This window comes from Paraburkholderia sp. SSBN10T (genome assembly GCF_056619545.1).
Map to the genome: position 1 here is coordinate 393,081 of NZ_JBWQQI010000003.1, position 24,677 is coordinate 417,757.

The 24,677-nt window shown below is 59.9% G+C and carries 20 protein-coding genes; 4 read left to right on the plus strand and 16 right to left on the minus strand.

Going from position 1 to position 24,677, the window contains the following annotated elements:
• Nucleotides 1–104 precede the first annotated feature (104 nt).
• On the plus strand, nt 105–374 hold the full coding sequence (locus AC1ECK_RS06645; RefSeq protein ID WP_480317140.1) for a hypothetical protein: 270 nt from the start codon (nt 105–107) through the stop codon (nt 372–374).
• Between the two features lie 42 nt (nt 375–416).
• Here the strand turns inward: AC1ECK_RS06645 and ggt are convergent, their stop codons facing one another.
• Together ggt and AC1ECK_RS06655 are read right to left on the minus strand one after the other, a co-directional pair.
• A complete protein-coding gene (ggt, locus tag AC1ECK_RS06650) occupies nt 417–2,141 on the minus strand; it encodes a gamma-glutamyltransferase (protein WP_480317142.1) in 1,725 nt (574 codons plus the stop codon).
• Nucleotides 2,142–2,243: 102 nt separating this feature from the next.
• Entirely contained in the window at nt 2,244–3,647 is a 1,404-nt protein-coding gene (locus AC1ECK_RS06655) for an MFS transporter (RefSeq protein ID WP_480317144.1), read from the minus strand.
• Nucleotides 3,648–4,165: 518 nt separating this feature from the next.
• Between AC1ECK_RS06655 and AC1ECK_RS06660 the strand changes: the two genes are divergently transcribed.
• A complete protein-coding gene (locus AC1ECK_RS06660) occupies nt 4,166–4,600 on the plus strand; it encodes a hypothetical protein (protein WP_480317146.1) in 435 nt (144 codons plus the stop codon).
• Nucleotides 4,601–4,635: 35 nt separating this feature from the next.
• Here AC1ECK_RS06660 and AC1ECK_RS06665 read toward each other — a convergent pair whose 3' ends face one another.
• Nucleotides 4,636–5,172 (minus strand): hypothetical protein, encoded by a 537-nt coding sequence (locus tag AC1ECK_RS06665; RefSeq protein WP_480317148.1) that lies wholly within the window; start codon nt 5,170–5,172, stop codon nt 4,636–4,638.
• Nucleotides 5,173–5,795: 623 nt separating this feature from the next.
• On the opposite strand from AC1ECK_RS06665, the gene AC1ECK_RS06670 reads away from it, so the two are divergent.
• Both AC1ECK_RS06670 and AC1ECK_RS06675 read left to right on the plus strand, forming a co-directional pair.
• On the plus strand, nt 5,796–6,953 hold the full coding sequence (locus AC1ECK_RS06670) for a porin (RefSeq protein WP_480317150.1): 1,158 nt from the start codon (nt 5,796–5,798) through the stop codon (nt 6,951–6,953).
• Between the two features lie 268 nt (nt 6,954–7,221).
• On the plus strand, nt 7,222–7,563 hold the full coding sequence (locus AC1ECK_RS06675) for a sugar ABC transporter ATPase (protein ID WP_480317152.1): 342 nt from the start codon (nt 7,222–7,224) through the stop codon (nt 7,561–7,563).
• A 114-nt stretch (nt 7,564–7,677) separates the two neighbouring features.
• On the opposite strand, the gene AC1ECK_RS06680 is transcribed toward AC1ECK_RS06675, so the two are convergent.
• From AC1ECK_RS06680 to AC1ECK_RS06740, 13 genes are all read right to left on the minus strand, one after another.
• Nucleotides 7,678–8,478, minus strand: coding sequence for a phytanoyl-CoA dioxygenase family protein (locus AC1ECK_RS06680; RefSeq protein ID WP_480317154.1), 801 nt, complete (start codon nt 8,476–8,478; stop codon nt 7,678–7,680).
• 152 nt (nt 8,479–8,630) lie between these two features.
• The gene (locus AC1ECK_RS06685) at nt 8,631–9,446 is read right to left on the minus strand and encodes an ABC transporter substrate-binding protein (protein ID WP_480317156.1); all 816 of its coding nucleotides are present in this window, start codon (nt 9,444–9,446) and stop codon (nt 8,631–8,633) included.
• 228 nt (nt 9,447–9,674) lie between these two features.
• Nucleotides 9,675–10,583, minus strand: a complete 909-nt coding sequence (locus AC1ECK_RS06690; RefSeq protein WP_480317158.1) for an ABC transporter substrate-binding protein — start codon at nt 10,581–10,583, stop codon at nt 9,675–9,677.
• 324 nt (nt 10,584–10,907) lie between these two features.
• The gene (locus AC1ECK_RS06695) at nt 10,908–12,293 is read right to left on the minus strand and encodes an MmgE/PrpD family protein (RefSeq protein WP_480317160.1); all 1,386 of its coding nucleotides are present in this window, start codon (nt 12,291–12,293) and stop codon (nt 10,908–10,910) included.
• Between the two features lie 98 nt (nt 12,294–12,391).
• On the minus strand, nt 12,392–13,168 hold the full coding sequence (locus AC1ECK_RS06700) for an amino acid ABC transporter ATP-binding protein (RefSeq protein ID WP_480317162.1): 777 nt from the start codon (nt 13,166–13,168) through the stop codon (nt 12,392–12,394).
• A 1-nt stretch (nt 13,169) separates the two neighbouring features.
• Nucleotides 13,170–14,015, minus strand: a complete 846-nt coding sequence (locus AC1ECK_RS06705) for an amino acid ABC transporter permease (RefSeq protein WP_480317164.1) — start codon at nt 14,013–14,015, stop codon at nt 13,170–13,172.
• A gap of 13 nt (nt 14,016–14,028) precedes the next feature.
• Entirely contained in the window at nt 14,029–14,751 is a 723-nt protein-coding gene (locus tag AC1ECK_RS06710) for an amino acid ABC transporter permease (RefSeq protein ID WP_480317166.1), read from the minus strand.
• A gap of 111 nt (nt 14,752–14,862) precedes the next feature.
• The gene (locus tag AC1ECK_RS06715) at nt 14,863–15,708 is read right to left on the minus strand and encodes an ABC transporter substrate-binding protein (protein WP_480317168.1); all 846 of its coding nucleotides are present in this window, start codon (nt 15,706–15,708) and stop codon (nt 14,863–14,865) included.
• A gap of 365 nt (nt 15,709–16,073) precedes the next feature.
• A complete protein-coding gene (gene hutH / locus AC1ECK_RS06720) occupies nt 16,074–17,609 on the minus strand; it encodes a histidine ammonia-lyase (RefSeq protein ID WP_480317170.1) in 1,536 nt (511 codons plus the stop codon).
• 161 nt (nt 17,610–17,770) lie between these two features.
• Nucleotides 17,771–18,739 (minus strand): cucumopine synthase-related protein, encoded by a 969-nt coding sequence (locus AC1ECK_RS06725; RefSeq protein ID WP_480317172.1) that lies wholly within the window; start codon nt 18,737–18,739, stop codon nt 17,771–17,773.
• A 141-nt stretch (nt 18,740–18,880) separates the two neighbouring features.
• Complete coding sequence (locus tag AC1ECK_RS06730; RefSeq protein ID WP_480317174.1) at nt 18,881–20,863, minus strand: hydantoinase B/oxoprolinase family protein; 1,983 nt, start codon at nt 20,861–20,863, stop codon at nt 18,881–18,883.
• A gap of 1 nt (nt 20,864) precedes the next feature.
• Nucleotides 20,865–22,916, minus strand: coding sequence for a hydantoinase/oxoprolinase family protein (locus tag AC1ECK_RS06735; RefSeq protein WP_480317177.1), 2,052 nt, complete (start codon nt 22,914–22,916; stop codon nt 20,865–20,867).
• Nucleotides 22,917–23,289: 373 nt separating this feature from the next.
• Nucleotides 23,290–24,405 (minus strand): porin, encoded by a 1,116-nt coding sequence (locus AC1ECK_RS06740; protein ID WP_480317180.1) that lies wholly within the window; start codon nt 24,403–24,405, stop codon nt 23,290–23,292.
• Nucleotides 24,406–24,677 lie beyond the last annotated feature (272 nt).

A 24,677-nucleotide genomic window follows, 5' to 3' on the forward strand; every position in this document is an offset into this window, starting at 1 on the left:
CTGGGAAAACAACCCTCGGACAGTAACAAGCTTGCATGGGACCGGAGCAAGCGCTTTGCATGGAACCAGAGTAACGCGCCCACTCCGATCGACTGGAGAACAATGTGACAGGCAACTATCAGGTGCGAGTCACGCGGGACACCGCCGGCTATGACGACTACGGCGTACCGCGCGTGACGAAAACACCGGCGCGCGTGGAGATTGCCGCATCGCAACGCGAACTGGTGTTTGCCGATCGTGCTGCCTTGCAACAGTTTATCGATGCCTGCGTCCAAGCTCGTGAAGAAGCGTTCGGCGCAGCGTCGGACCCGGCTCTCTCCGAAGCGGACAAGGCCGCATGGGGACGGTTCTTCGCGCGGTTTACGGGGCTGTAAGCGCAGCGTCCTGGCACCCGGCACCACCGCCACCTCAAACGCTCACTGAATCACCCGCGTCACACCGCGGCCGCGCGGATCGGCCGCCGGTTCCGGCGTCGCGCCGTTGACCTTGATGAGCTGGATGTCGCCGCTGAAGTCCTGGCCTTCCAGCTTGTAGCCCTTCGCTTCGATCTGCTGCGCGAGTTCGCCGGTGATCGGTTTGTACGGCTCCCAGAAGATCGTGTTCGGCGGCAGCAACTGGTGATGAAAGCGCATCGCGGCCACCGCATCGGGCAACGGCATATTGAAGTCGTAGACGTTGTTGATCACCTGGAAGATCGACGTGAAGATGCGCGAACCGCCCGGCGTGCCGATCACGAGCGCCACCTTGCCGTCCCTGGTAAGGATGGTCGGCGTCATCGACGACAGCGGACGCTTCTTCGGCTCGATTGCATTCGCGTCACGGCCCACTACGCCGAACGCGTTCGCCACGCCCGGCTTGGCCGAGAAGTCGTCCATTTCATCGTTCAGCACAATGCCCGTGCCCTCCACCACCACGCCCGAGCCAAAGTAGCCGTTGAGCGTATACGTGTTCGATACCGCGTTACCCCACTTGTCGATCACCGAGAAATGCGTGGTCTCGGCCTTCTCCGGCATCGAGGTGCCAAGACCGGCCTGGACGCTCTTCGTGTCCGAAGGCGTGCCTGGATTGACCTCGGCGGCCCGCTTGGCGATGTATGCGTCGTCGGTCAACTGCGCGACCGGCACCTTGTAGAAGTCAGGGTCGCCCAGGTACTGCGCGCGGTCGGCAAATACGCGCTTTTCGATTTCCGCGATCAGGTGCACGTACTGCGCCGAGTTGAGCGGCACGTCCTTGAAGTCGGGCGCGAGGTCCTCTTTCATCTTCAGCAACTGCACGAGGCCGATACCGCCCGAACTCGGCGGCGGCGCGGTAATCACACGATAGCCGTTCCAGTTCGCCTGAACCGGCTCACGCCAGACAGCCTTGTATTCCTGCAGGTCGCGCTTCGTGATCAGACCGTGGCCGCGCATCGATGCGGCGATCAGATCGGCCGTCTTGCCGTCGTAGAAGTCTTTGGCGCCGTCATTGGCAATGCGCGTCAGCACAGCAGCGAGCTCCGGCTGTTTGAAGTTGACGCCTTGCTTGAGATTGCCGAAGTAGGCATCGAAGTTGGTCTTGCCCGCGAAGTCTTTAGCCGCGTCGTCGCGGCGCTGCTGCAATTGTTCGCTGACTTCGAAACCGTCGGTCGCATACTTGATGGCGGGTGCGAGCACCTGCTTCCACTTCAGTTTGCCGAAGCGGCGCTGCGCCTCCCACATGCCTTCGACCGTGCCCGGCACGCCCACGGCGCGATAACCGAACAGGCTCATGCCCTTGATGACTTCGCCCTTGTCGTCGAGATACATGTTGCGCGTGGCGGCGAGCGGCGCCTTCTCGCGATAGTCCAGAAAGTAAGGCTTGCCGTCGACATACAGTGTCATGAAACCGCCGCCGCCGATGTTGCCCGCTTCCGGATAGGTCACGGCAAGCGTAAACGCGATCGCCACGGCCGCATCGACCGCGTTGCCGCCCTCCTTGAAGATCTGCTCGGCGGCGTCGGCGCTGAACTTGTCCGCCACGGCAACCGCCGAGGCATCCAGAACGGCCGCTTGTTGAGGGGCCTTGGCATAGGCCGGTGCGGATTCGAGAAGACTGCTCGATACGGTAACGAATGCAGCAACCGCAAAGACACTAACGGAAAACTTTACTTTACCCAATGACATTGACTGCCCTCCATGACCATTCTTTAGCTTAGAGAATACGTCTGTCTTGGGCTTATAGCATGTAAAAGCGCGTTTCGCGAAGTCCTTGAAGGTAGTCCTAACTTATGCCTTGCCTCTTCCGCCTCTGGCAATTTCATCGCCGCTGCCTTGAGGCAAGCGTGCCGTCACCGGAATCGAGCCCACCGAGAACATTCCCACCACTAGAAACGCAGGCCAGAAGTCCGACCACACGATGGCTGGATGGCCTTGCAGATGGTGCGAAATCTGCAGCACGACGCCGCCGATCGTCACACCGAGCCCCAGCGAAATCTGCTGGATCACGCTCGCCACGCTGGTAGCACGGCCGATGTCGCGGCTCGGGATATCCGCATAAGCCAGCGTATTCAACGACGTGAACTGCAGCGAGGGAAAGAAGCCGCCGAACAGCACCACACACCAGATCGTCCAATGCGACATGCCCGGCGAGAACAAGCCGTAGACGGCAATCGCCAGCCCGGCCAGCCCTGCATTGACCATCAGCACCTTGCGGAAGCCGAAACGCCCGAGCACGCGCGAGGCGACCGCCTTCATGAAGATCGAACCGAACGCCGACGCGCAGGTGATCGAGCCGGACTCGAAAGCGGTCATGCCGAGTCCTTCCTGCAATGCGAGCGGCAGCAGGAACGGCACGGCGCCAAGGCCGATACGAAACAGCGAGCCGCCCAGCACGCTCGCGTGAAAGCTCGGGATGCGCAGCAGGCGCAGATCGAGCACCGGCAGTTCGACCCGGCTCGCATAGAACCAGTAGATCAGCAGCAGCGCCGCGCCGAGCACCGACATGCCGATCGACAGCTTGTTCGACACCAGTTCCCCGCCGATCAGCGAGAGCCCTAGCATAAACAGCGAAGCGCCGGCCGCCGACAACACGAAACCGGTCCAGTCGAGACGCCCCGGATGCGCTTCGCGCACATTGGCGATGTGCTTGTTGGTCAGGTAGATGCCGAGCAGGCCGATCGGAATGTTGATGAAGAAAATCAGGCGCCAGTGCAGATAGGTCGTGATGAACCCGCCGAGCGGCGGCCCCAGCACCGGGCCGAGCAGCGCGGGCACCGTCAGATAATTGATCGCGCGAATGAATTCCGACTTGGGGATGGCGCGGAAAATAATGATGCGCCCCACCGGCACCATTAGCGCTCCGCCCAGCCCTTGCACGAAGCGCGCAAACACTAAGGTGCCGAGCGAGGTGGAGGCCGCGCACAGCAGCGAGCCGGTCATGAAGATGCCGATTGCCGTGCGAAACACCGTGCGCGAGCCGAAGCGGTCGGCCACCCAGCCGCAGATAGGAATGAAGACGCCGAGGCCGATCACATAACTGGTGATGGCCAGCTTGAGAGTGATGGGACTCTGACCGAGGTCCCGCGCCAGAACGGGCAGTGAGGTCACGATGACCGTGCCGTCCACGTTTTCCATAAACATCGCACACGCGACGATCAGCGGAACGATGAATGCACCCAGATTAAGAGGCATTGGCAAAACGACGGGGGACAAAGCCGTCAGCGTAAAGCTGCGATTATCGCATTGCCCTGGCAACAGATGTTGTTAAGGAAGGTGATTTGTACAGCATCGTATGCTGCGCGCGATGGTTGAGGACGCAACGAAGGCGGCCAGCCGATCAGCAGACGCAGCGTAGTCAGGCGAGGGTGTGACGAACGTGTTCGCAGGCCGCATGACAAGCCGGCGGGCGAGCCACGCATCCCACGTTTTCGGTGCCGGGACGTTTTGTAAGGATAATGGCCGACAATTCGACAATTTCTAACCAGGAAATTTATACGGTTGCTCGAAAGCTTGCTGTTTTCCGCGGCAATTTCCGGCTCCCCCTTGACAGAAGCCGTCCAAAGCAAGAATCCTCGAAGGTTGGTACAGTGCGAATCCTCTTGCGCCTGTAACGCCGCGTAATCCCGATGCGCATTGCGGGGTGGCGGCCTTTCCCGTACCGCCCCGCTGCGATCTGCCATTGTGTATACGTATACGCGACCCAGAAGCTTATGAAGCACGTTTTTTCTTCCGCACTCCTCGCCCTGCTGGCCGCCACACTACCGCTTGCCTGTCGCGCGACCGCGCTCGACGCGCCGCTGGCCTGCAACGAATCGGGCCATCAGTTCATTGCGGATCTCGCCCAGCAGCAATTGATCGATCCGACCCCGATGCGGGTGGAAAGCAATTCGATCAATGCATTCCGCCCCGCCAAGGGCGCCGATCTCAGCGCCTTCGGCTTTCATGTGTTTGCGCTGGTCGGCTTCGAGAAGGACGATCCGATGTTCCGTCCCGGCGACGGCGAACCGCTCGCCAATTCGGCTTACGGCGCCGTGGTGTGGGGCAGCGACACCAGCGTGCAGGATGCGGTGACGCAGGCGGGCAGCACGGCCATCGTGCATCACGTCGGGCCGCATATCACGGCGATTTTCTGCAAGCGCAATTGAAACGGATGGGCGCGCCGCGGTGCGGCGGCCGGTCATTACCCTGGACGGCGGAAGCCGTTTTCCACCCAGGCGACAGCGTTCGCCTTGCCTAGCTTGAAGTTGGGCGCCACTTTTACCTGCGCGAGCTGCTCGCCGAAGGCGTCGAACGCGCTCAGCAGCGCGTAAGGATCATCCTCGCTCGGCACGATCTCCAGCGTAATCTCCAGCTCGCCGTCGCCCGACGGCGAGTCCACCGTCACGCGCTTGTGCAGCATGGCGTGCAACTGCTGTTCGTGACGGCGCAATACCTCCGACGCGGTCTTCACCAGCGTATTGAACGCTCCGGTATCGAGCGGCTTCGGATTCTTCTTGTCACGCCCCATCGTCCACGGACCGACCAGGGCGGGCTCCGGTTCGCCGTCCTTGATCATCTCCACCGCCCAGCCGTCGTCGTCTTCATTCTTGATGACGCGCGCCGTCCAGCCGTCGTCGCGCCACAAACGCGCGTCGTGCAGGGTCTCGGGCGCTTCGGCGAACGCTTCCGGCGCGGAATCGGCAGGGGTATCGGGCGAAGGAAGGGGCGTATCGGTCATTGCAGGGTCGCTCGGGTTCGGAACAGATTGATCAACACAAGGGCTGGATTCTACCCGTCCACGCTGCCTCCCGGGACGGCCTACGCCGAACGGCCAGGGGCCCGGATTATTTCCTTTTATAAAAAAATATTTTTCTGGATTACCGGGAACTTATAATCTAATCCAATACAGAATAAAAAAACGCGGCCCGAAGGCCGCGCATAAACAGATGAAAAAGACACCCTTGGTCAAGGGGTGATTCGGATTGTAAATCCGGTAAGCCAGCGTAATCACCTCAATAACTGGAATAGTCTCTTTCAGGAAACTGGATAATCAGAATTGTGTCGTGCCGGCTTCCCTTGTTAACCCTCTCAGCCGCCAGGGCCGGGCGTCGCACATGTGCAACAGTGAAAACGGTTGACACACCACCATATCTCTAAAATCAAACTCAAAATCGCTTTATTTATCGGCACTTACGGACTTCAAATCCAGAATTTCCGATTCAGGAAAGCATTGTTGTGCGGGATAGCGTCAATCAATTTATCGGAGGGAATACACTTCGCTGCGAATCCTCAGGCGGCCGGTGGCATTGGCATTAAGCCCTGCAAGGCGATTCTTTACGGACTGACTCGGAGTAAAAAAGCATGAAAAAAACCCTCATCATCGCGGGCATCATGGGCGCGTTCGCCATCAACGCCCACGCACAAAGCAGCGTCACGCTGTACGGCACGCTGGACGCCGGCCTCGTCTACTCGAACAACCAGGGTGGCCACAACAACTGGCAGCAAGGTAGCGGCACCGTGTCGAATACGTACTTCGGCCTGCGCGGCAGCGAAGACCTCGGCGGCGGCCTGCATGCCATCTTCACGTTGGAAGACGGTTTCAACCTGAACAACGGCAAGTTCTCCGAAAGCAACACGATGTTCAATCGTCAGGCTTTCGTCGGTCTGCAAAGCGACCAGTACGGTACGCTGACCCTCGGCCGTCAATATGACTCCGTGGTCGACTACCTCGCCCCGCTGTCGGAAGCGGGTTCGGGCTACGGCAACAACCTGGCCGCTCACCCGTTCGACAACGACAATCTGGACGCCTCGTTCTCGATCAAGAACGCAGTCAAGTACCAGAGCGCAAACTACCAGGGTCTGCGCTTCGGCGGCCTGTACGGCTTCAGCAACGACGCTGGCCAGTTCGCGAACAACCGTGCATGGAGCGTCGGCGCTTCGTACGTCAACGGCCCGCTGAATGTTGCTGCTGCTTACCTGCAACTGAACAATTCGCTGGGCGGCACGAACTCGAGCGGTGCGGTGTCCGCAGGCGCCGGCAGCGATGCCAACCTGACGGCAGCGCTGCAACGTACCTACGGTGTGGGCGCGAACTACTCGTACGGTCCGGCTACGGTTGGCTTCGTGTGGACTCACACGCAAGACAACAACCTGATCGCCGGCGACCAGAACGGCGTGGGCTTCACGGTGCCGACGGGTACGAACCTGCACCTCGACAACTATGAAATCAACGGCAAGTACGCACTGACTCCGGCGCTGAGCCTGAACGCAGCGTACACGTTCACGGACGGCAAGGCGACCGGCGGCACGACCTCGGGCGATCCGAAGTGGCACACGGTTTCGCTGCTGGCTGACTACTCCCTCAGCAAGCGCACCGACGTCTACCTGGAAGGCGTGTACCAACACGCTTCGGGCGAACTCGGCGACGGCAGCGCGAACGTCGCTATGATCAACTCGTTGTCGCCGTCGTCGACCGGCAACCAGGTGGCAGCGACCGTCGGCCTGCGTCACCGCTTCTAATGAAGCTGCAGGCCTGATCGACCGCTCCGGCCTGTTGAACAACGCGCGCGTGACACAATCACGCGCGCGTTTTTTTATGCGTGGATGGGATGCGCAAGCGTCGAATCTTCATGCGCACGCAGGTATACTTGGCTAAGCCGCCTTCCACGCCGCGAGCCTCCTCATCATCGGGTGCTCGCCGCGGTCGACCGGCGGCTTCGTCGCGGAGCACCCCGTTCCGCCCGTGCCCCTGTTCCTGTATCCGATCGGGAACACCGACGATCCGATCATGAAAAAACTTCTTTTGCTCGCTCCCGCTGCTCTCGCGCTAGCTGCCTGTGGCTCGTCCGGCCCCACGCGCGATGCCTCGCAACCGATGGTGTTCGTCACCTCGGCGCGAACCACGTCCGACATTACCGAGTGCCTCGAAAGCCGCTTGTCACGCGTACGTGCGTCGTCCGTGGGCGGCGCGACCGAGCTGGCCGTTGGCTCGGATTCGAACACCGCTTACTTTGTCACACTGACGCCCGTCAGCTCCGGCTCGGAGATCAAGGTGATGCGGCCTGCCAATGCACCCGACGATCCACCTGAGCCGGAAATGCGCTTCGATATCGCGCGTTGCGCGACGTAGGTGCGGCTTTCTGTATGACGGTTTTATCTGGGTGTCGCTCGTCGTTCGATCACTGAGCGTCTCCCGCGCCGCGCCTGTTTCGACACGCGCGGCGCTGTCAATCGCGGCCAGCGCTCATGGAGTTGCGCCCCAAACCAAGGGGAAATCGTCTGACTCGAACGGCGCACCATCCGCCGGCGCATTTTCCGGAAGCGGCGGTGACATCTTTCCGGTGCGCCGCTTCACCCGCGCATCGTTTCCGAGCCAGCGCGTGGACAACACGCGACGAGGCTGCGCCCCGCGATTCGCGGGTGCGCCGTGCAGCGTTAACCCGTGGAATACCACCACATCGCCGGGTTCCATATCCCAACTGACGACTCTGTACGCGTCGCGATCCGCATTGATGTCGGGAAGGACAACCCACTGCGGATCGTCTTCCGCGCGCAACGCTCCGTCCACGAAGCGTTGCGGCCGATACCACTTGCGCGCCAGATGCGAGCCGGCGATACACTCCAGCGCGGTATCGCGCGCCACGGGATCGATGGGCATCCACATGGTGCAGAACTGCCAGCCATCTACAGGACTGTACGGCTGATCCTGATGCCACGGCGTGGACTTCGACGCACCGCCATGTTTGACCAGAACATGGTCGTGAAGAAAGCGCACTTTCGAGGCTTCCATCAGGCCAGCGGCAATCTCCCTCGCAGGAGAGGATCGAATGAAGGCTTCGAATTCGGAAATTCTCTGCCAGTTGTTCGCATCCTGAAAGAAGCGTTTCGTATCGCCGTCGGCATAGCTGTGGTGCGAGCCGGGACTTTGCAGGTTTTTTTCAATGCCCTTCGTCACTCGAACCACCCATTCCGGCGAAATGACTCCGCGCAAACACACGACACCATCAGCGGCAAAGGTATCGATATCGGCCTGTTTCAGCAACATCACGTTCTCCTGATCGAAAGCCCTGCTGGCAGGTCTACCGATCCTCGGCAAGCAAGGCAACGAAATAACGACGGTGAGTCAAATATGTGGTGGCCAGCAGATTTCTTTCTCCACGCATCGCAACCCGCCGGTCGATCACTCACACTGACCGGTCACTCGCAGGGGCGGCTTGAATTGCACAGCGCGACGCCCGCTTCCAGCCCCCAATTCTTCGAGATCGCCTGCATGGTGCCATCTGCATTCAACTGGTCGACCGTTGCCGCCACTGCGTTCTTCAGATCGGTGTTGCTCTTCAGAATGGCCATTGACCATGTTTTCGGGGGGACGGGTACACCACCCACCTCAAGCCTGCCATGGCCTTGCTGGTTGAAGTAGTTGATCACCACGGTATCGGCAACCAGCGCATCGACGCGTCCAAGCATGAGTTCCTGAAAAGCAGCGACATAGGTATTCATCAACACGATGTCAATAGGCGCGTGGCCCCCGCTAACCAGTTGATCGCTGATCTGCGTGACGACCTTGGCGTTTCGGCTGCCGAGCAATGCGGAAACACGATGCCCCGAAAGATCTTCGAAACGGGTCATATGATAGGGATTGCCCTGCCGAACCAGCAGACCGGAAGCCACGCTCCAGTAGTCCACCAGCCAGTAACGCTGCGCCCGTTCGGGCGTCTTGCCGAGACTGGCCATGATCAGATCGCACTTGCCCGTATCCAGTGCCGCAAAAATGCCCGAGAACTGGTAGTTGTCGATCTCCGGTTTGAGATGCAGCTTCTTTGCCATGGCATACACGATATCGAGCGCGGCGCCCTTGGGGGTCTTTCCGTCGTCGGCAACGCCTTCGGCCGGCGGATTGGACAGGTCGGAGCAGACCGTCAGGACACCCTTCTGGACCAAGGTCGATGGAACCGCAATGTCCTGAGCCGCATAGGCCGGATACCCCGCTATTCCCCAACCGCCCAGCACCACCGTTGCAGCAATCCAGATCTTTCGAAAATTAATCACTATCGTCCTCAATCATGTCGCGACTTAAGGCCCAGACATCCGCGGTGCAGACGCAGGGAAATGAAGCGGCGTTGACTCAATCAAAATCGTCGCTTCGACAGGTTTCTTTTAAAACCGGTATGACATTCATCCATCGGTGTGCGTCATTTAATCCTTACCCAAGACATAAGGATTCCGTATGGTCACACCGAATCACAAGCATGGCTTGTCGTCACGACAGAGGGAGACCAGTCCATCCATGCCCCATCTTTTGGCGGACGCCTCCACATAGCCGCTGTCATAAAGTGCGAAGTACGCCTTGCGCACCGCATCTTCCGTCTGCGAATCGCCCTTGCGCATGACGATACCGATGGTTAGCGGTTCCACCGGCAATCCCCCCACCTCGAAGCGGTTCTTGTCGAGATTCATGAAGTAGCCAATGGACATGGCATCGCCAACGAACGCATCGACTCGGCCAAGCTCCAGTTGGCGAAAAACTACGGTGTTCTGCGGATACGACTGAATCTCGACCGGCTTCTTCCCCTCCGCGACATCCTTGTTGCTGGCCGCCTTGACCAGACGTTCAGTCGTACTCGAAACGAGAACGGCGGCACGGTGTCCGGACAAGTCCTCGAAGTTCTTGAGGCCAAGCGGATTGCCCTTGGGAACCATCAACCCGAGGCGGATCGTCATGTAGTCGACGAAATCGTAGCGTGCGGTACGGGCCGGGCTTTTTGAGTTCGTCGACATGACGGCGTCGCATTTTCCCGAATCGAGCGCGGCGAAGATGTCGGCAAAAGGATAGTTCACGACCTCAGTCTTGATTCCCATGACCGGACCGATCGCAGACATGATCTCCACGTTGAAGCCTTTCGGCGTCACGCCGTCTTCGTCGAGGAAGCCACCCGGCGGATCGCCAAGGTCGGTGCACATAACAATCTTGCCGGATGCCGCAAGCCTTTGCGGCGGCGTGACGCCTTTCTCCGGAATGGCCGGAAGCTTGATTTGATAAGTCGTACCGGGCGCAATTTCCCCAGCGGTCGCGCCAGCCGCCGCCAAACCGCCCGCAAGCGCGACCGCAACCGTTAACATAAGGACTACTGCATAAGAACGAATAGCCATGACTTCTCCCGATCAGCCTGTGTTTGAGTCCAGTTGCGAAATCCCTCCGCAGGAACCCTGGTCACTGGACCGCTCTGTCGTTACGAGGACAAGAATATGTTTATCAAAAACTATGTACAATCATTTTTATGTTATTGAACAATAAATTTTCAAACAATGACCGGCAATCCCATGTGGGTCAAGGCGCTCAGGAGTCTGGCAGCCAAGATGTTGGGGAATAGTAGGAGTACGAGATTCCTGTGGTGCGAAAGGCGCCACTCAGCAACCCGGAATCACGAACCGCGCATGGGAAAGCGGTCGAGCCGCTCAATAGAAACCGTTGAATCAGCTCGAAACGCGAGGGTGTGCGGGATGTGGGGGATTGCTCGAATCGCCCGGTATCAGAAGTGCCGAGAATCTTGCTGCGCGATCCATATTGCGGATTGCAGTGAAATGCGCATCCACATCGATGAGACGCAGGACATCGGATTTCAGCATGCTTTCTCTGAGCTTGGCCTCAATGTCGTCCCAACCCACGGGATCCTCCGGCGATCCGTGCGCGGCATCCTTGCATGCGGCGAGGTGCGTCCCATCGTCGAAGAGAATCTCGACCCAACCTTCTTTTTCTCCTTCACCCGCAGCGACCATGCAGACCTTGTGCATAAGCGCGATCACGTCCGGTCGCTCGAGCGCCTGGGCCTCGAAGTCGCTCAAGCGGACTGCGCCGCGTGCCAGTGCCACAGCGACCGCGTAGTTCATGCTGAATTTCGCCTCCACCGCGGTACGTGGCGCGGGAAAGCGCAGGTAGTGGGTGCATTCTTCTCGCACGGTGCAGCGAATCGATTGGATAGCAGCCACATCGAATGGGTGCTGTCGGCAAATATCAAGTGCGGCGTCGATACACAAATGGGTACAGCTACAACACGGGTAGAGCTTGACCGCGAGACCCGTAGCGAGCACTTCCCACGGCTCGCCAAGTGTGCCCCACTCGATACGGGAGACCGATCGATCCGTGAAGACGTCGAGAAAGCCCCCTTTCGTTTCGAGAATATCGGCGCTGGCGGTAAATTCCTGCTCGGCCAGCGCGGCGGCCAGGTAACCTGCCTGCGCAGCACGGCCGCCATGCAGCGCCTTCGTCATGGTGCCCGTGTTGCCGAGCAACCCGCCTGCGAACGAGCACGCAATGGCCAGGGCGCGCGCGGTCTGCTCGCTCGTCAGGCCACGCAGATTCGCGGCGGCCGCCGCCGCGCCGACGCTGCCGAGTGTCGACATCGTGTGCCAGCCGCGACGCGTATGGCTTTCGCCAACGGCAAGACCCAGCTTGCAGGCCACCTCGACACCCACCGCGTAAGCCCGTACGACATCGGCACCACTCGCCCCGGTCAGGCAGGCAGTCGGTATCAGCGCGCTGACGACGGGAGCACTGGGATGCCCACTCATCGAATATTCACTCGTGTCGTCGAAGTCGTCCGCATGCGCGCATAGACCCGTGAGCATGGCCGCCAGTGCGGGATCGTGCCAACGGCCCAGCCCAGGCACAATGACTTGCGCGTTGGCGTCGGGGGCGACGCTCACCTGCCTCATCAACCTGACAGCGTGTGATGCCGACCCGGCATACATGCACGCCAGCGTGTCGGCGATATGAAGCGGCGCTCTTTCCTTGACATCCGATGGCAATTCCCGCACCCCCGAGATGAAGTCGGCAAGACGAGCGGTCGAGGAGTGGGCCATGGCGTCGGTCTCGTTGCGTCGAACCCGCAGCGAATCAATTCGCACACAACTCAAGGTGGCCGATTCGATTCAGCAGGTTGACTTCACACTATTCACTATCACGCAACGCGTTGCAGAAAAGACACCGTGCGTTGATTGCTGGAACGGGAAAAAACGTCGTCGGGACGTCCTTCCTCGATGATGGCGCCTTTGTCCATAACAATCACACGGTCCGCCACTTCGCGTGCGAAGCCCATTTCATGCGTGACGACGATCATGGTCATGCCGTTGCGTGCGAGCTCTTTCATGACCGCCAGCACTTCCCCCACCATCTCGGGATCGAGCGCGCTGGTCGGCTCGTCGAAAAGCACAATCTCCGGCTTCATGGCGAGCACGCGTGCAATGGCGACGCGCTGTTGCTGGCCGCCGGACAATTGGGCCGGATAGTGGTCGCGCTTGTCGGCCAGATCGACACGCTTGAGCAACGCCAGCGCGTGCGTGGTGGCTTCCTCTCGCGATTGCTTCAGCACATGCATCGGCGCATCGATAATGTTTTGCAAAGCGGTCAGATGCGGAAACAGATTGAAGCGCTGAAATACCATCCCGACATTCCGGCGGGTCGCGGTTTTCTCTTTCTCGCTGAGCGAAACCTTTTTGCTCCCCGACATCTTGTGGCTGACGAGCGCACCGTTCACGAAAATCTCGCCCGCTTCGATCTCTTCGAGATGGTTGATGCAGCGAATGAGCGTCGTCTTCCCGGAACCGGACGGACCGATGATCACGACTGTTTCATTCTGCTCGACCTTCAGCGAGACACCATCGAATACCTTCGACATCCCAAATGATTTGCTCACATTGCGCAGCTCGACAGCGGGCGAGGCGTGGCGATCGGCCATATTAGTTCTCCAGTTGTATGAGAGTTGCGGCCGCCCGGCCGGCTCTCCGTGTCGCGGCGCGGGAATCCCACGAAAGTCGCTTCTCGACCCACCGTTGCAGCAACGTCCACGTTCCGCTCAGCAAGAGGTAATAGACGGAGATTGCGGCATACGCCTCGAAGGTTTTGAAATTGGCCGAGCGCAAGCTATCGGCTGTGTGCACCAGTTCAGGCACGGCAATGACACTGAGGAATGCCGTTGTCTTGAACATGAGGTTGCACTGATTTCCCAATGCGGGAAGCACGGTCCGCAATGCCTGTGGCAAGATCACCCGGCGCATCGCGAGCGCACCGGTCATGCCGAGTGCCAGTGCCGCTTCTCGCTGCCCCGGATCGATCGAACGAATCCCGGCTCTTGTGATCTCGCTCACATACGCGGCTTCGTGAAGACTGAACGCGAGGATGCCCGCCAGAATGCTGCCGCTAATCGAGAACAAGGGCGTGTTCACCTGCGACGGGAAAATATCTATGCCAAAGAGCGACGGCAAACCGAAGTAAATCAGGAACAGTTGCACCAGTACCGGCGTACCGCGAAAAAACCAGACATAGAACCGGTTCAAGCCCTTTAGCACGCCCACGCGGCTCAGACCGAGCAATGCAAGAAAGAACCCCGTCACCATACCCACCACCATCGAAGCGATCGTGATCGATATGGTGAGCCAGACGGCGTAAAGCAGTTGCGGTGGCGGCGCGCATACGAGTTCTAGGAAGTAACGGGTGTCGAAATTCACAAGAGATCTCCCACGCCAGTTTCCCCAGTTTCCAAAGAAAGCCGCTGCACGATAAAGACAACACTCCAGAAGCCACACGCCCGCATCGATTTCACCCCAGCGTAAAGCCTTTCGAATATCGCCGTTCCAGGATCTGCTGAACGAAGCTCCACGCGCTCGTCAGCGCCAGGTAATAAACGGAGATAGCGAGATAGACTTCCAGTGTCTTGTAGTTGACGGCCTGGACCGCATCCGCGATGAACAGCATTTCCGGCACGGCAATCAGGTACAGCAACGACGTCGCCTTGAACATGCTGTTGATCTGGTTGCCGAGCGGCGGCAGCATGGTTCGGACCGCTTGCGGAAGAATGACTCGCCGCATGACGAGGGTCGGCGACATCCCAAGCGCCCGTGCCGCATCCCACTGTCCGTGATCGACGGAGCCCATTGCACCGCGCGCGATCTCGCTGAAATAGGCGGCCTCGTGCAACGCAAACGCGGCGACGCCGGCAACGATCGCGCCCGCGATCGAGACGACACCGAACAGCTCGATGCTTTGCGGAAAGAGATTCAACCGCGTCAGATAGGGAATCCCGAAGTAGATGATGATGACCTGCACCAGCAGCGGCGTGCCGCGAAAAACGAAGATATACGCCTGGTTTGCCCAACGAAGCGGGCGGTAACGCGAAAGGCCGCACAGGCAAAGCAGGAAACCCAGCACGACGCCCAGCGCCATCGACACGAACGTCGTCAGCACAGTCGTCAGCAGCCCTCGCAGGAGTGCGAGCGGGGGATGGAAGACGAACCCCAGAAAATAGCCGACGTCAAAGTGCATTTCGAGAATCTCTTTACTTGACAGACGATGGAACCGAGACCCGCGCGCCCGTACCACTGACGCCTTCGCCGTCACAACGACCGAATCAGCGAGTGAGCAAATGCGCCTGCTTCACGAGCATGGTTTGTCGTCTCGGCAGAACGTCACGAGGCCGTCCATTCCCCAACTCTTCGCCGAGCGCTGAACGTAGCCACTATCGTAGAGCGCAAAATAAGCCTTACGTACCGCCTCTTCGAGCTGCGGATCGTCCTTGCGCATCACGATGCCGATGGTGAGCGGTTCGACCGGTAAGCCGCCCACCTGAAACTGATTCTTGAGAAGATTGACGAAATAGCCGATGGTCATGGCATCGCCGACAAATGCATCAACCCGCCCTAACTGCAATTGCCGAAACACCGTCGTGTTCTGCGGATACGACTGGATATCGATCGGCTTCTTGCCTGCCGCGACAGCCTTGGCACTCGCGTCCTTCAGGAGCCGCTCGGTCGTGCTGGAAACCAGCACCGCGGCGCGACGGCCCGCCAGATCATCGAATATCTTAAGCTGCAGCGGGTTGCCTTTGGGCACCATGAGGCCGAGGCGCATGGTCATGTAAGACACGAAGTTGTAGCGGGCCGCGCGCACCGGACTCTTCGAATTGTTCGACATGACGGCGTCGCATTTTCCGGAATCGAGCGCCGCAAAAATGTCCGCGAAGGGATAGTTGACCACTTCGCTCTTCAAGCCCATCACCGGGCCGATGGCGGACATGATGTCCACGTTGAAGCCCTTCGGCGTCACGCCGTCTTCGGCAAGGAAACCACCGGGCGGATCGCCCAGTTCCGTACACAGCACGATCTTGCCCGCTGCCGCGACCTTCGGCGGCGGCTCGACACTTTTGCCCGGTTTCGCAGCAGGCTTGACGTCGTAGGCAGCCCCGGCGGCGGCTTGCTGCGCGCCGGCAGAAAGTGAGGTCATACTTGCCGCCAGGAAACAACACAGGCCGACGATTGCGGTGCGCGGACGAACAATCATGCGATTCCTTTTTGAGCGCCGCACACTCCACGAGCGCCTCGTTTGACAAAGACCTGGTGCGTGAATCAGAGAACGAAATCCGCCACAACACGGGTCATTCAGCGCGATCTGGCAGTTTGTCCCTCAATCCTGGCAGTCAGGCCATTTCGACCTGGGCGTTCTTTCCACCGATCCATTGCTCGCAACGCCATGGAGCCAGCATATGTTTATCAAAAAAAATGAACAATCTTTTTCTTGTTATTGAACATAGGCAGTGTGGTTGTTAATTCGTGACGCCCGTCGCAGGTCGGTGCTCAACGCCGTTTCCGTCATCGTCGATGCGATGTGCCTTCAGAGGCAAACGAGAAGGGGGAGAACCTGGCAATCGTGCCGGCGACCACCTGGTCCGCGATCGCCACAATATCGGGCGAGAAGTAGCGATCGACGTCGTAATGCGGAACATCGCGCCGGATGGTCTGCATCACCTGCAGCAAACGCGGGCTCGTTTCATACGGAGCGCGCAAATCGACGCCTTGCGCCGCCGCCAGCAGTTCGATGGCGAGAATGTTGGCGACGTTATGCGCAATATCGGACAGCTTGCGCGCTGCGAAGGTCGCCATCGAAACGTGATCTTCCTGATTCGCCGAAGTCGGCAGCGAGTCGACGGATGCCGGATGCGCGTACGTCTTGTTCTCGGACGCGAGCGCGGCCGCCGTCACGTGCGCGATCATGAAACCGGAGTTCACGCCGCCATCTTTCACGAGGAACGGCGGCAAGCCCGACATCCCGGCGTCGATCAGCAGCGCGATGCGGCGCTCGGCGATCGCGCCGATTTCGGCTGCCGCGATCGCCAGGTTGTCGGCGGCGAACGCAACCGGTTCCGCGTGGAAATTGCCGCCCGAGATGACTTCCCCCGTTTCCGGGAAAATCAGCGGGTTGTCGGACACGGCATTCGCCTCGATGAGCAGCACGTTCGCCGCATGGAGAATCTGATCGAGACACGCGCCCATGACCTGGGGCTGACAACGCAGGCAATAGGGATCCTGCACTTTCCCGCAGTTCACGTGCGATGCGTTGATCGGCGAGTTTTCGAGCAGCGTGCGATACGCGCGCGCCGCCTCGATCTGTCCGTGGTGCCCACGCAGCGTATGAACGCGTTCGTCGAAAGGCTTGACCGAGCCCATTGCCGCATCCACCGAGAGCGCTCCCGCGACCAGCGCCGTCTGGTACAGATCTTCGATCGCAAAGAGATTGTCGAGCGCGAGCGCCGTGGAGGCCTGGGTACCGTTGAGCAGCGCGAGGCCTTCCTTTGCGCCCAGCACCAGCGGCGAGACACCGGCAAGTTCGAGCCCCTGGCGGGCACTCATTCGCTCGCCCTTCGTGAAGACGTCGCCCACGCCAAGCAGCACGGAGGACATGTGAGCAAGCGGCGACAGATCGCCCGAAGCACCCACCGATCCCTTGACCGGGATCACCGGCAATACGTCCGCATTGAAGAGCGTAATGAGCATTTCCATCACTTCGCGGCGAATGCCGGAGTGGCCCCGGCCGAGACTCGACAGCTTCAGCGCGATCAGGAGCCGCACGACCCGGCGCGACATCGGCTCGCCCACGCCTACCGAATGCGAAAGCACGAGATTCCTTTGCAGAAGCTCGAGTTCACCGGGCGGAATGTGCGTACTGGCAAGGCGTCCGAATCCGGTATTGATGCCGTAGGCCGGCTTGCCCTTAGCGACGATTTCCGTCACGGCTTTCGCGCCCGCATCGATGGCGGCATGGCTTTCCGGGTCGAGTGTGAGCGCAACGTCTGAGCGCGCGATCTGACGCAATTGGGCAAGCGTGAGTTTGCCGGGGGTAAGAATCATTTTGCGAATCCTGTCTGTTCGTTCATCGCGCATGATTCCCGCGATGAAGTCCTGCAATGACTAGTCAATTGACTGCGACCGGCTCGCCGGCCATTCACCTGTTCTGCCGGGCCGAGGCGGTCCTCCCAAAAGACGGCCTCGCGTTTTGTCTGCACCGGCCTTCAGGCAAGCTCGACCGTCATCCAGATAAGCGCCTTCGATTCGAAGGTCGACTCCCATACCGCCTTGCCGACTTCGGCGAGCTTCGCCAGATCTGCTTCGTCGATCTCGCCGAGAACGGGTTGCGCGAGATCTTCAGTCGTCGGCCCGTACTGGATGATGAATTTCTGACCCGTCGATTGCGAGAAACGAATGCGGCCGAGCGGCGCGTCGCAGATCCGCTCACGCAGACGAATAGGCGCCGTGCTGACGAATGGCGACCATGCATACATCGATTCGCCCGTCACGACCGCATGATCCTGAATCGTCGAGAACGGCAAGGCTGCGACGAGATCGGCACACAACTCGGGGTTCTCGTTCGTCGCGAGCGTCGCGTTGACGGTGATGCCGAGCGGCTCCCAACTGATGCGGATGCGCTGTCCGCTCCTGATGTGGGCCCGTGTCGCGCCGAGATCGGAAACCGGCGGCGGCGCAGCCTGCAAGCGATCTTCGGGATACTTGAAATACTTGCCGAGACCCCACGGAAAATAATGGAAGGACCATGCCTGCAATTTGTTCGTGTATTCCGTGAAAGCTCGCAGGGCCGTGACGACCTCGGCTTTCGTGGGATTCGCTTTCAGGTGCGCGCGCAACTCCAGCGCCAGCTTGCCGATTTTTGGAAAGCCGCTATATCGCAGATAGTTGCTGTAGGACTGATCGAGCGCATCCACGACTTTCGACATCGTGCGTGGCTCCACATCCTGATCTTCCGCGAGCACCACAAGCGGATACATCGTGTACATCGAATAGTCGCGCAGCATGCCGTGAGCGATATCCCAGGTGCCGAAATACTGGCCGTAGCTGCCCGCGGGAATATCCATTTCACCGAGCCGCAAGTCGGCGATCTCCTTCGGTTCCTCGCTCATCATGCGGTGCGTCATCGACTTCACTTCGTCAACGAATTCACCCAGACTTCTTTGCTTCTCAGACATCGCATTTCTCCATGTAATTTAGTTAGCATGGCTAACTTCAAAATACAGTTTCCGACGAATCCATCTACCGTTAAGAATCGCTAGCTGATCTTCCTGCAGAGTCGATCGCGTTCGCGGTGTGCTAGACCCAGTATTTGGCGATCAGTGCACGAGGCGATCCCCTGCCAGTCGCGCCGCCTCCTCTGCAAGCACGCGCTCCAGAACGTCGTCCGTTACGGTCTCGCCTGCCGTAGTCAGACGCTTGCGTACGGCGTCGACGAGCAACTGGCGATGCGCCTTGGGTTGCTTCAGTGCAGCCACGGCAAAGCGGGTCCGCACGGGATCCGGCCAGATCGCGTCGTATGCCTGACGCTCCGGGCCCAGATCGAACGGTGCATGCGCCCGCGGCGCGCGGCGCGAGGCACGTGTTTTCAGCGTGGCGTCCACATCGATTGCTCCGTCTGCGGAGAACACCACACCGTAGTCTTTCGAGGCGGTTTCGCGGGACAACATGCCGCGACGCATGTCATGGCGGATAGCATCGAGATCGCGCTCGAGCGGATCGCCAAAGCCGCCGCCCGCCGGCGTCACCAGGCGCAGCACATCGCCGCGTTTCAGCTTGAGCACGGTCACGCGCTTCAGCACCTCCTCGTTTTCCTTGCCGGGGTTCAGCACGACCTCGGCCATGCGTCCGGGACGCCCGCCCTGAACGCCCCACGGCCGGAACGAGAAGCGGTTCATGCCTCGAATCGTCATCGTCGCTTCGGGGTCGGTGTTTTCCATTTCCATCACCAGCGCGGCGCCGCTGCGCCAGCGGCCGGGCGTGTAACTGTCTTCGAGCAGGCGATTCGCGTGGACGAAAAGAACGGTTTCGACTTCGATGACTTCAGTCGGCACACTCTTCAGGTAGCCCGAGCGTGAATCGATCGCATCGGTCCCGTCGCTGCCCGCGCGACCACCACCTCCGCCGCATAACGGGTTAATGACGCTGACCTGACGGCCGCCGCTTCGCGGATCTCTGGCGGAAAGTACGATCACGGCGGACATGCCGGGGCCCGCCGCGGTGAGACCGCCCTTGACTGCCTGCTGGAGGCATCCGAGAAGCGTGTCGTAGACCCGCGTGCTGGCTGCGACGCGCGAGCCGCCCGCCGCCGGAAACTCGGCGTTGATCACCGTCGCACGGGGCGCATGCATCGTGATCGCACGCAAAAGGCCGGCGTTACGCGGCGCATCCGGTTCGACCGTCAGCAGGTAATAGAGAAATGCCTGGACCGTATAAGGGTGAGTCCGTTCGCCGCTGACGAAGTTATAGGCGGCCGGAATCTGCGGATCCGTGCCCTCGAAATCGAATCTGACCTGATCTCCGGCCACACCCATCGCACATCGGATATACGTATACTGGCCTGGCTCGATACCTTCCAGATAATCGCTGAACTCGTAAGTTCCGTCGGGAATCTTCGCAATGACGGAACGCGCCTTGGCTTCGGCAAATGCGAGTACGTCCCGCATACCCTGCTCGACGGCATCGCGGCCATACGCCGTACATAACTGCCGGAGGCGGCGGTCCATGCTCTGCAATGCCGAAAGCATCGCTTTCATGTCGCCCCAGAGATCGTCGGGGATTCGACTATTGTCGAGCAGCAGCACACGCACGTCTTCGTTGATTTCGCCCTTCTTGTAGAGCTTCACCGGCCGGATCCGGATACCCTCCTGGAATACCTCGGTAAATGCCGGCGAAATGCTACCCGGCACCGCGCCGCCAATATCGGATGCGTGCACGAAGCCCCACGAAAAGGCGATCAGCTTGCCTTCGAAAAAGATCGGCCGAACCATCGTGACGTCCATCATGTGCGTCACCAGACCGTCGGTCGAGAACGGATCGTTCGTGAGAAAGCAGTCACCTTCTTCGATACCAAGCTCATGCAGGCGCTCGATCGTCTTCTGCAAGGGCACGCCAATGAAAGAGTTCACGCCGGCCTGACTCGGATATGCAAATATCTCGCCTTCGGGTGTGGCCACCGCGCACTGGTAGTCCTGCACGAGCTTGACGAAGGTCGTATGGGCCGTGCGATACATCACCGCCGAAGCTTCCTCCACGATTGCGGTGAAACGGTTATTCATGACTGCTGTCCGGACCGCATCCATTTCAGAGTTCCTTCGTCAACAGGATATTGCCGTGCGCGTCGACGATGGCCAGATAGCCCGGCGGCACCAGGATCGTCGTATCGTGCTGCTCGATGATCGCCGTCCCGGCGAGCCTGTCTCCCGCCCGCAAGCGTTCGCGCGCGTAGACATTGCAGTTCGGTATGGATCGTCCGGCGACCTGAAGACCGCGTTGACCGACGACTGCGTCGTTCTCGCCGACTGTCCGGCGAGCCGGTATCGAACCTGTTTCAGGCGCCGGCAACATGCCGCGCACTCTCACGCGAAACTCCGTGAATTCCACGGCCGCCGACGGATCCGCGTGTGCGTACAGGCTTTCGTGCTGTCGGTGAAACTCCTGCTCGATCGCCGCGAGGTCGCCCGACTTCGCGGCGTCTTCGGTAACGTTCACCGTGAGCTGGAACGATTGACCGCGATAGCGCGCCTCCGCGCGATATTCGAGCAGCGTCTCGCGCAGGCTCGCGCCGACGTTCTGGTTTGCCAGCCACGCCAGTGCGCCGGCCGCCAGCGACGCGAACGCCTGGACGATCACGCCGGCATCGACCGCGATCCCCTGCATGCTCTTCACCTTGTCGTGCGTCAGCCCGGCGACCAGACCGCCGAACGCGCAGAACACCGATGGCATTGCCGGCACCAGCACGCGGCTCATGCCGAGCTCCGCGGCCAGCAATGGACCATGCAGCGCCCCGGCGCCGCCATACACGACCAGCGTGACGTCGGCGGGATCCAGACCGTAGCGCGCGAGATAAGGCAGCACGCTCGCGACCATGTTCGAGGTGGCGACCGTGAGACAGGCTTCGGCCGCCGATACGACATCTGTCTTCAGCGCCTGCGCGATCGGTTGCATCGCGGCCTCGGCCGCCGCACGGTCCAGCTTCATGCGGCCGCCGAGAAAGTGCTCGGGATGAATGAAGCCGCACAGCAGATAGGCGTCGGTCGTGGTCGGCCGCGTGCCGCCATGCCCAAAGCAGGCCGGACCCGGCCGCGCGCCGGCGCTGCGCGGGCCGACCCGCAGCACGCCGCCATCCATCCAGCAGATCGATCCGCCGCCGGCGCCAATTGCATCGATACCGGTGACGGGCATCATCAGCGGGAAGTCGCCGACTTCCGCGTCGCCGGTAATCGACGCCTCACCGTTCTGAATGAGCGAGATGTCGGTGCTAGTTCCGCCCATATCCATGGTCAGCATGCAGCGCTCGTCAAGCGACGCGCCGAGATACTGTGCCGCCGATACACCGGAAGAAGGACCGGAAAGCAGCGTATGAACGGGCAGTTGCCGCGCTTCGGCAGCAGTCAGTGCACCGCCGTTCGACTGCATGATGAAGAGCTTCGCGTCGGGCAGACGCTCGCCGAGCCATTGCTCGATTTCGGCGATATAGGCCGTCATTCGCGGCTTCACGTAGGTGTTGAGCACGGCGACGATGGCGCGCTCGTACTCGCCGATCTTCGGCCAGATGTCGCTGGAGATCGACACGTTACGCATGCCGGTCGCCGCTATGATCGCCTGCCGCGCGGCCTCTTCGTGCGCCGGATTGCGGAAGCTGTGCAGGAACGCGACGGCGATGCCCTCGACGCCCGCTTCTTTCGCCTGACGCGCGGCGCGTGCCACCGCGTCGAGATCGATCTGCCTGCGCACGCGTCCATCCGAGGCCATGCGCTCGGGGATTTCAAAAACAAGCTCGCGCGGCACGAGTGGCTGAACGCGATCGCCGAGCAGGTCGATGGCGCGACGCAGCCGCAGACGCTGCAACTCAAGGATGTCGCGAAAGCCCTCGGTCGTGAACAGAGCAATGGGAGGACCGCTTCGCTCAATGACCGTATTCGTCGCTACGGTCGTGCCGTGCACCAGCACAATCTGCTCGCCGTTGCGAGGCTGCATGCGTTCGAGCATTACCTTGCAGCCATGCTTGAAGCCCTCAGCGAAGTTCGGCGGCGTCGAGGGGACTTTCAACGTCTCGACCAGTTGCTCGCCGCCTTCGCGCCACGCTGCAAAGTCGGTGAACGTGCCGCCGATATCCACTCCGATTTTAAGCATCTTGTCTCCGCGTCATCTTACGCAAAGGCTGGGTAGCTTCCATCAACTTCGTTTCTCCATCGATCAAAGTGATCAGAAGAAGCGGCCGTCAAAACTGCATTGCCGGACCGTTCACGCAGAACACCCGTTCCGCATTCCGTTATGATCGAGTTTATGTTCACAGTTAAAAATGTACAATCGTTTTTATGTTATTGAACATAAAAACGATCAAGCTGATTCCATGCCTGTGGCTATCAGCCAGACGAAGACGTCGCTACGCGTGTCGATAGATCGAAAAGATGGAGAAGAGGCCGCTACACCTGCACGGCGCCTCTTCTTCAGACGGGCATCTCACCGTAGTGCGCGGTGGATGAGGTTGACGAACCGTGTTGCGTCAGAACCTGTGCGTCATGCCGACACGCACATCCGACTGGGTATTCGACAGCGACGGTGACACGAACCAGCCCAGTTCCGGATGGACGCCGGCGGAAGCCTTGATGAAGTCGCCGGAGAGGTAGATAGCCGTGCGCTTCGAGAGCGCGTAGAGAATTCCGGCCGACACCTGGTTCCAGGTGTGGCCTTGCAGGGCATCGTGCTGCGCACCGGCCACCAGCGACCAAAGCGGCGTGGGGTGGTAGATCGCACCGGCTTCGTAGACATGCATGTACGAAGTCATGTTTTTGTAGCCCAGCTCGGTGTCCGTGAAGTTGGCCATCAGCGTGACCTTGCCAATGTCATAGCTGCCGCCGACGCCGAGAATTCGGTACGTGCTGAGCACGAAAGCGGTATTGAGATCAGTCGCCTTGGTACTCGTGACCGTTGCAACCGTTTGACCGAAGAAAACCGGCGTGCCCAGTTGCCCGTAGGGGTCGATGGAATGACCCGGCAACGACGCGTACGTGATCGCCAGATGCAGGGGACCATGGATATAGTTGCCACCCACTTCCAACGCGCTGCCGTCATGGAAGTTGCCGGGTGTATTGCTGAACGAATACATGACGCCGCCCTTGAAACCGCCAATGCGTGGCGACGTGTACTTGATGGCATTGGGCAGGCGGTCACACTCGATGCGGTCGATATCCCCTTCGTGAATACCGTATCCGCTCGCATAGAAGCCGACGTTGTAGTCACACAGGTAGTCCGAAATGATGTCGTACTGATCGCCCGCGGTCACGGTACCCCACTGATCGCTCTGGATACCGACCCACGCTTGCCGGCCAAAGATGGCGCCGCCGTTGCCCGTCGCTCCCGTGTTGAGGTTAAAGCCGCCTTCCAGATCGAAAATGGCGGAAAGGCCGCCGCCAAGGTCTTCCTTCCCCTTGAGCCCCCAACGATCGCCGTGAGCGATTCCGCTTGCCATGCCGACGCTACTCTTTCCGCCCACATTCGATACGTACGTGATGCCCTCGTCAATCAAGCCATAGAGCGTCACGCTGCTCTGTGCGTGAGCAACCCCCGTCACCGCATTCAAGCAGACAAGTGCAGCGATTACCGCAATCCGATTTTTCATTGTGAAGACCCCTGACCAAGTAGCAATCCTAACCGATTAATTGTGAATGCCTGCCTCACGACAAACTACTCTTTGCGCGGGACCTCACCCCTGACTGCAAGTTGCTGTCCGTGCTGTCCGACGACGTTGAAGCCAGCTTATGTTCTTCAAAAAAAATGTACAATTATTTTTATGTTATTGAACATAATTGAACAACACGGCGCTAACGCAACGACAAACATCAGCAGATACGTCACTGAGTTCGGCGCCAACAGTGGCCGTTTTTTTGCGAA

Bases quoted from the DNA above. Each gene is read 5' to 3' on its own strand.
- AC1ECK_RS06670 (WP_480317150.1), top strand. From the start codon at position 5,796: ATGAAAAAAACCCTCATCATCGCGGGCATCATGGGCGCGTTCGCCATC.
- AC1ECK_RS06735 (WP_480317177.1), bottom strand. From the start codon at position 22,916: ATGCTTAAAATCGGAGTGGATATCGGCGGCACGTTCACCGACTTTGCA.
- AC1ECK_RS06715 (WP_480317168.1), bottom strand. From the start codon at position 15,708: ATGACCTCACTTTCTGCCGGCGCGCAGCAAGCCGCCGCCGGGGCTGCC.
- AC1ECK_RS06725 (WP_480317172.1), bottom strand. From the start codon at position 18,739: ATGTCTGAGAAGCAAAGAAGTCTGGGTGAATTCGTTGACGAAGTGAAG.
- AC1ECK_RS06660 (WP_480317146.1), top strand. From the start codon at position 4,166: ATGAAGCACGTTTTTTCTTCCGCACTCCTCGCCCTGCTGGCCGCCACA.
- hutH (WP_480317170.1), bottom strand. From the start codon at position 17,609: ATGATTCTTACCCCCGGCAAACTCACGCTTGCCCAATTGCGTCAGATC.
- AC1ECK_RS06665 (WP_480317148.1), bottom strand. From the start codon at position 5,172: ATGACCGATACGCCCCTTCCTTCGCCCGATACCCCTGCCGATTCCGCG.
- AC1ECK_RS06700 (WP_480317162.1), bottom strand. From the start codon at position 13,168: ATGGCCGATCGCCACGCCTCGCCCGCTGTCGAGCTGCGCAATGTGAGC.
- AC1ECK_RS06740 (WP_480317180.1), bottom strand. From the start codon at position 24,405: ATGAAAAATCGGATTGCGGTAATCGCTGCACTTGTCTGCTTGAATGCG.
- AC1ECK_RS06680 (WP_480317154.1), bottom strand. From the start codon at position 8,478: ATGTTGCTGAAACAGGCCGATATCGATACCTTTGCCGCTGATGGTGTC.
- AC1ECK_RS06655 (WP_480317144.1), bottom strand. From the start codon at position 3,647: ATGCCTCTTAATCTGGGTGCATTCATCGTTCCGCTGATCGTCGCGTGT.
- AC1ECK_RS06690 (WP_480317158.1), bottom strand. From the start codon at position 10,583: ATGGCTATTCGTTCTTATGCAGTAGTCCTTATGTTAACGGTTGCGGTC.
- AC1ECK_RS06710 (WP_480317166.1), bottom strand. From the start codon at position 14,751: ATGCACTTTGACGTCGGCTATTTTCTGGGGTTCGTCTTCCATCCCCCG.
- AC1ECK_RS06730 (WP_480317174.1), bottom strand. From the start codon at position 20,863: ATGGATGCGGTCCGGACAGCAGTCATGAATAACCGTTTCACCGCAATC.
- ggt (WP_480317142.1), bottom strand. From the start codon at position 2,141: ATGTCATTGGGTAAAGTAAAGTTTTCCGTTAGTGTCTTTGCGGTTGCT.
- AC1ECK_RS06675 (WP_480317152.1), top strand. From the start codon at position 7,222: ATGAAAAAACTTCTTTTGCTCGCTCCCGCTGCTCTCGCGCTAGCTGCC.
- AC1ECK_RS06695 (WP_480317160.1), bottom strand. From the start codon at position 12,293: ATGGCCCACTCCTCGACCGCTCGTCTTGCCGACTTCATCTCGGGGGTG.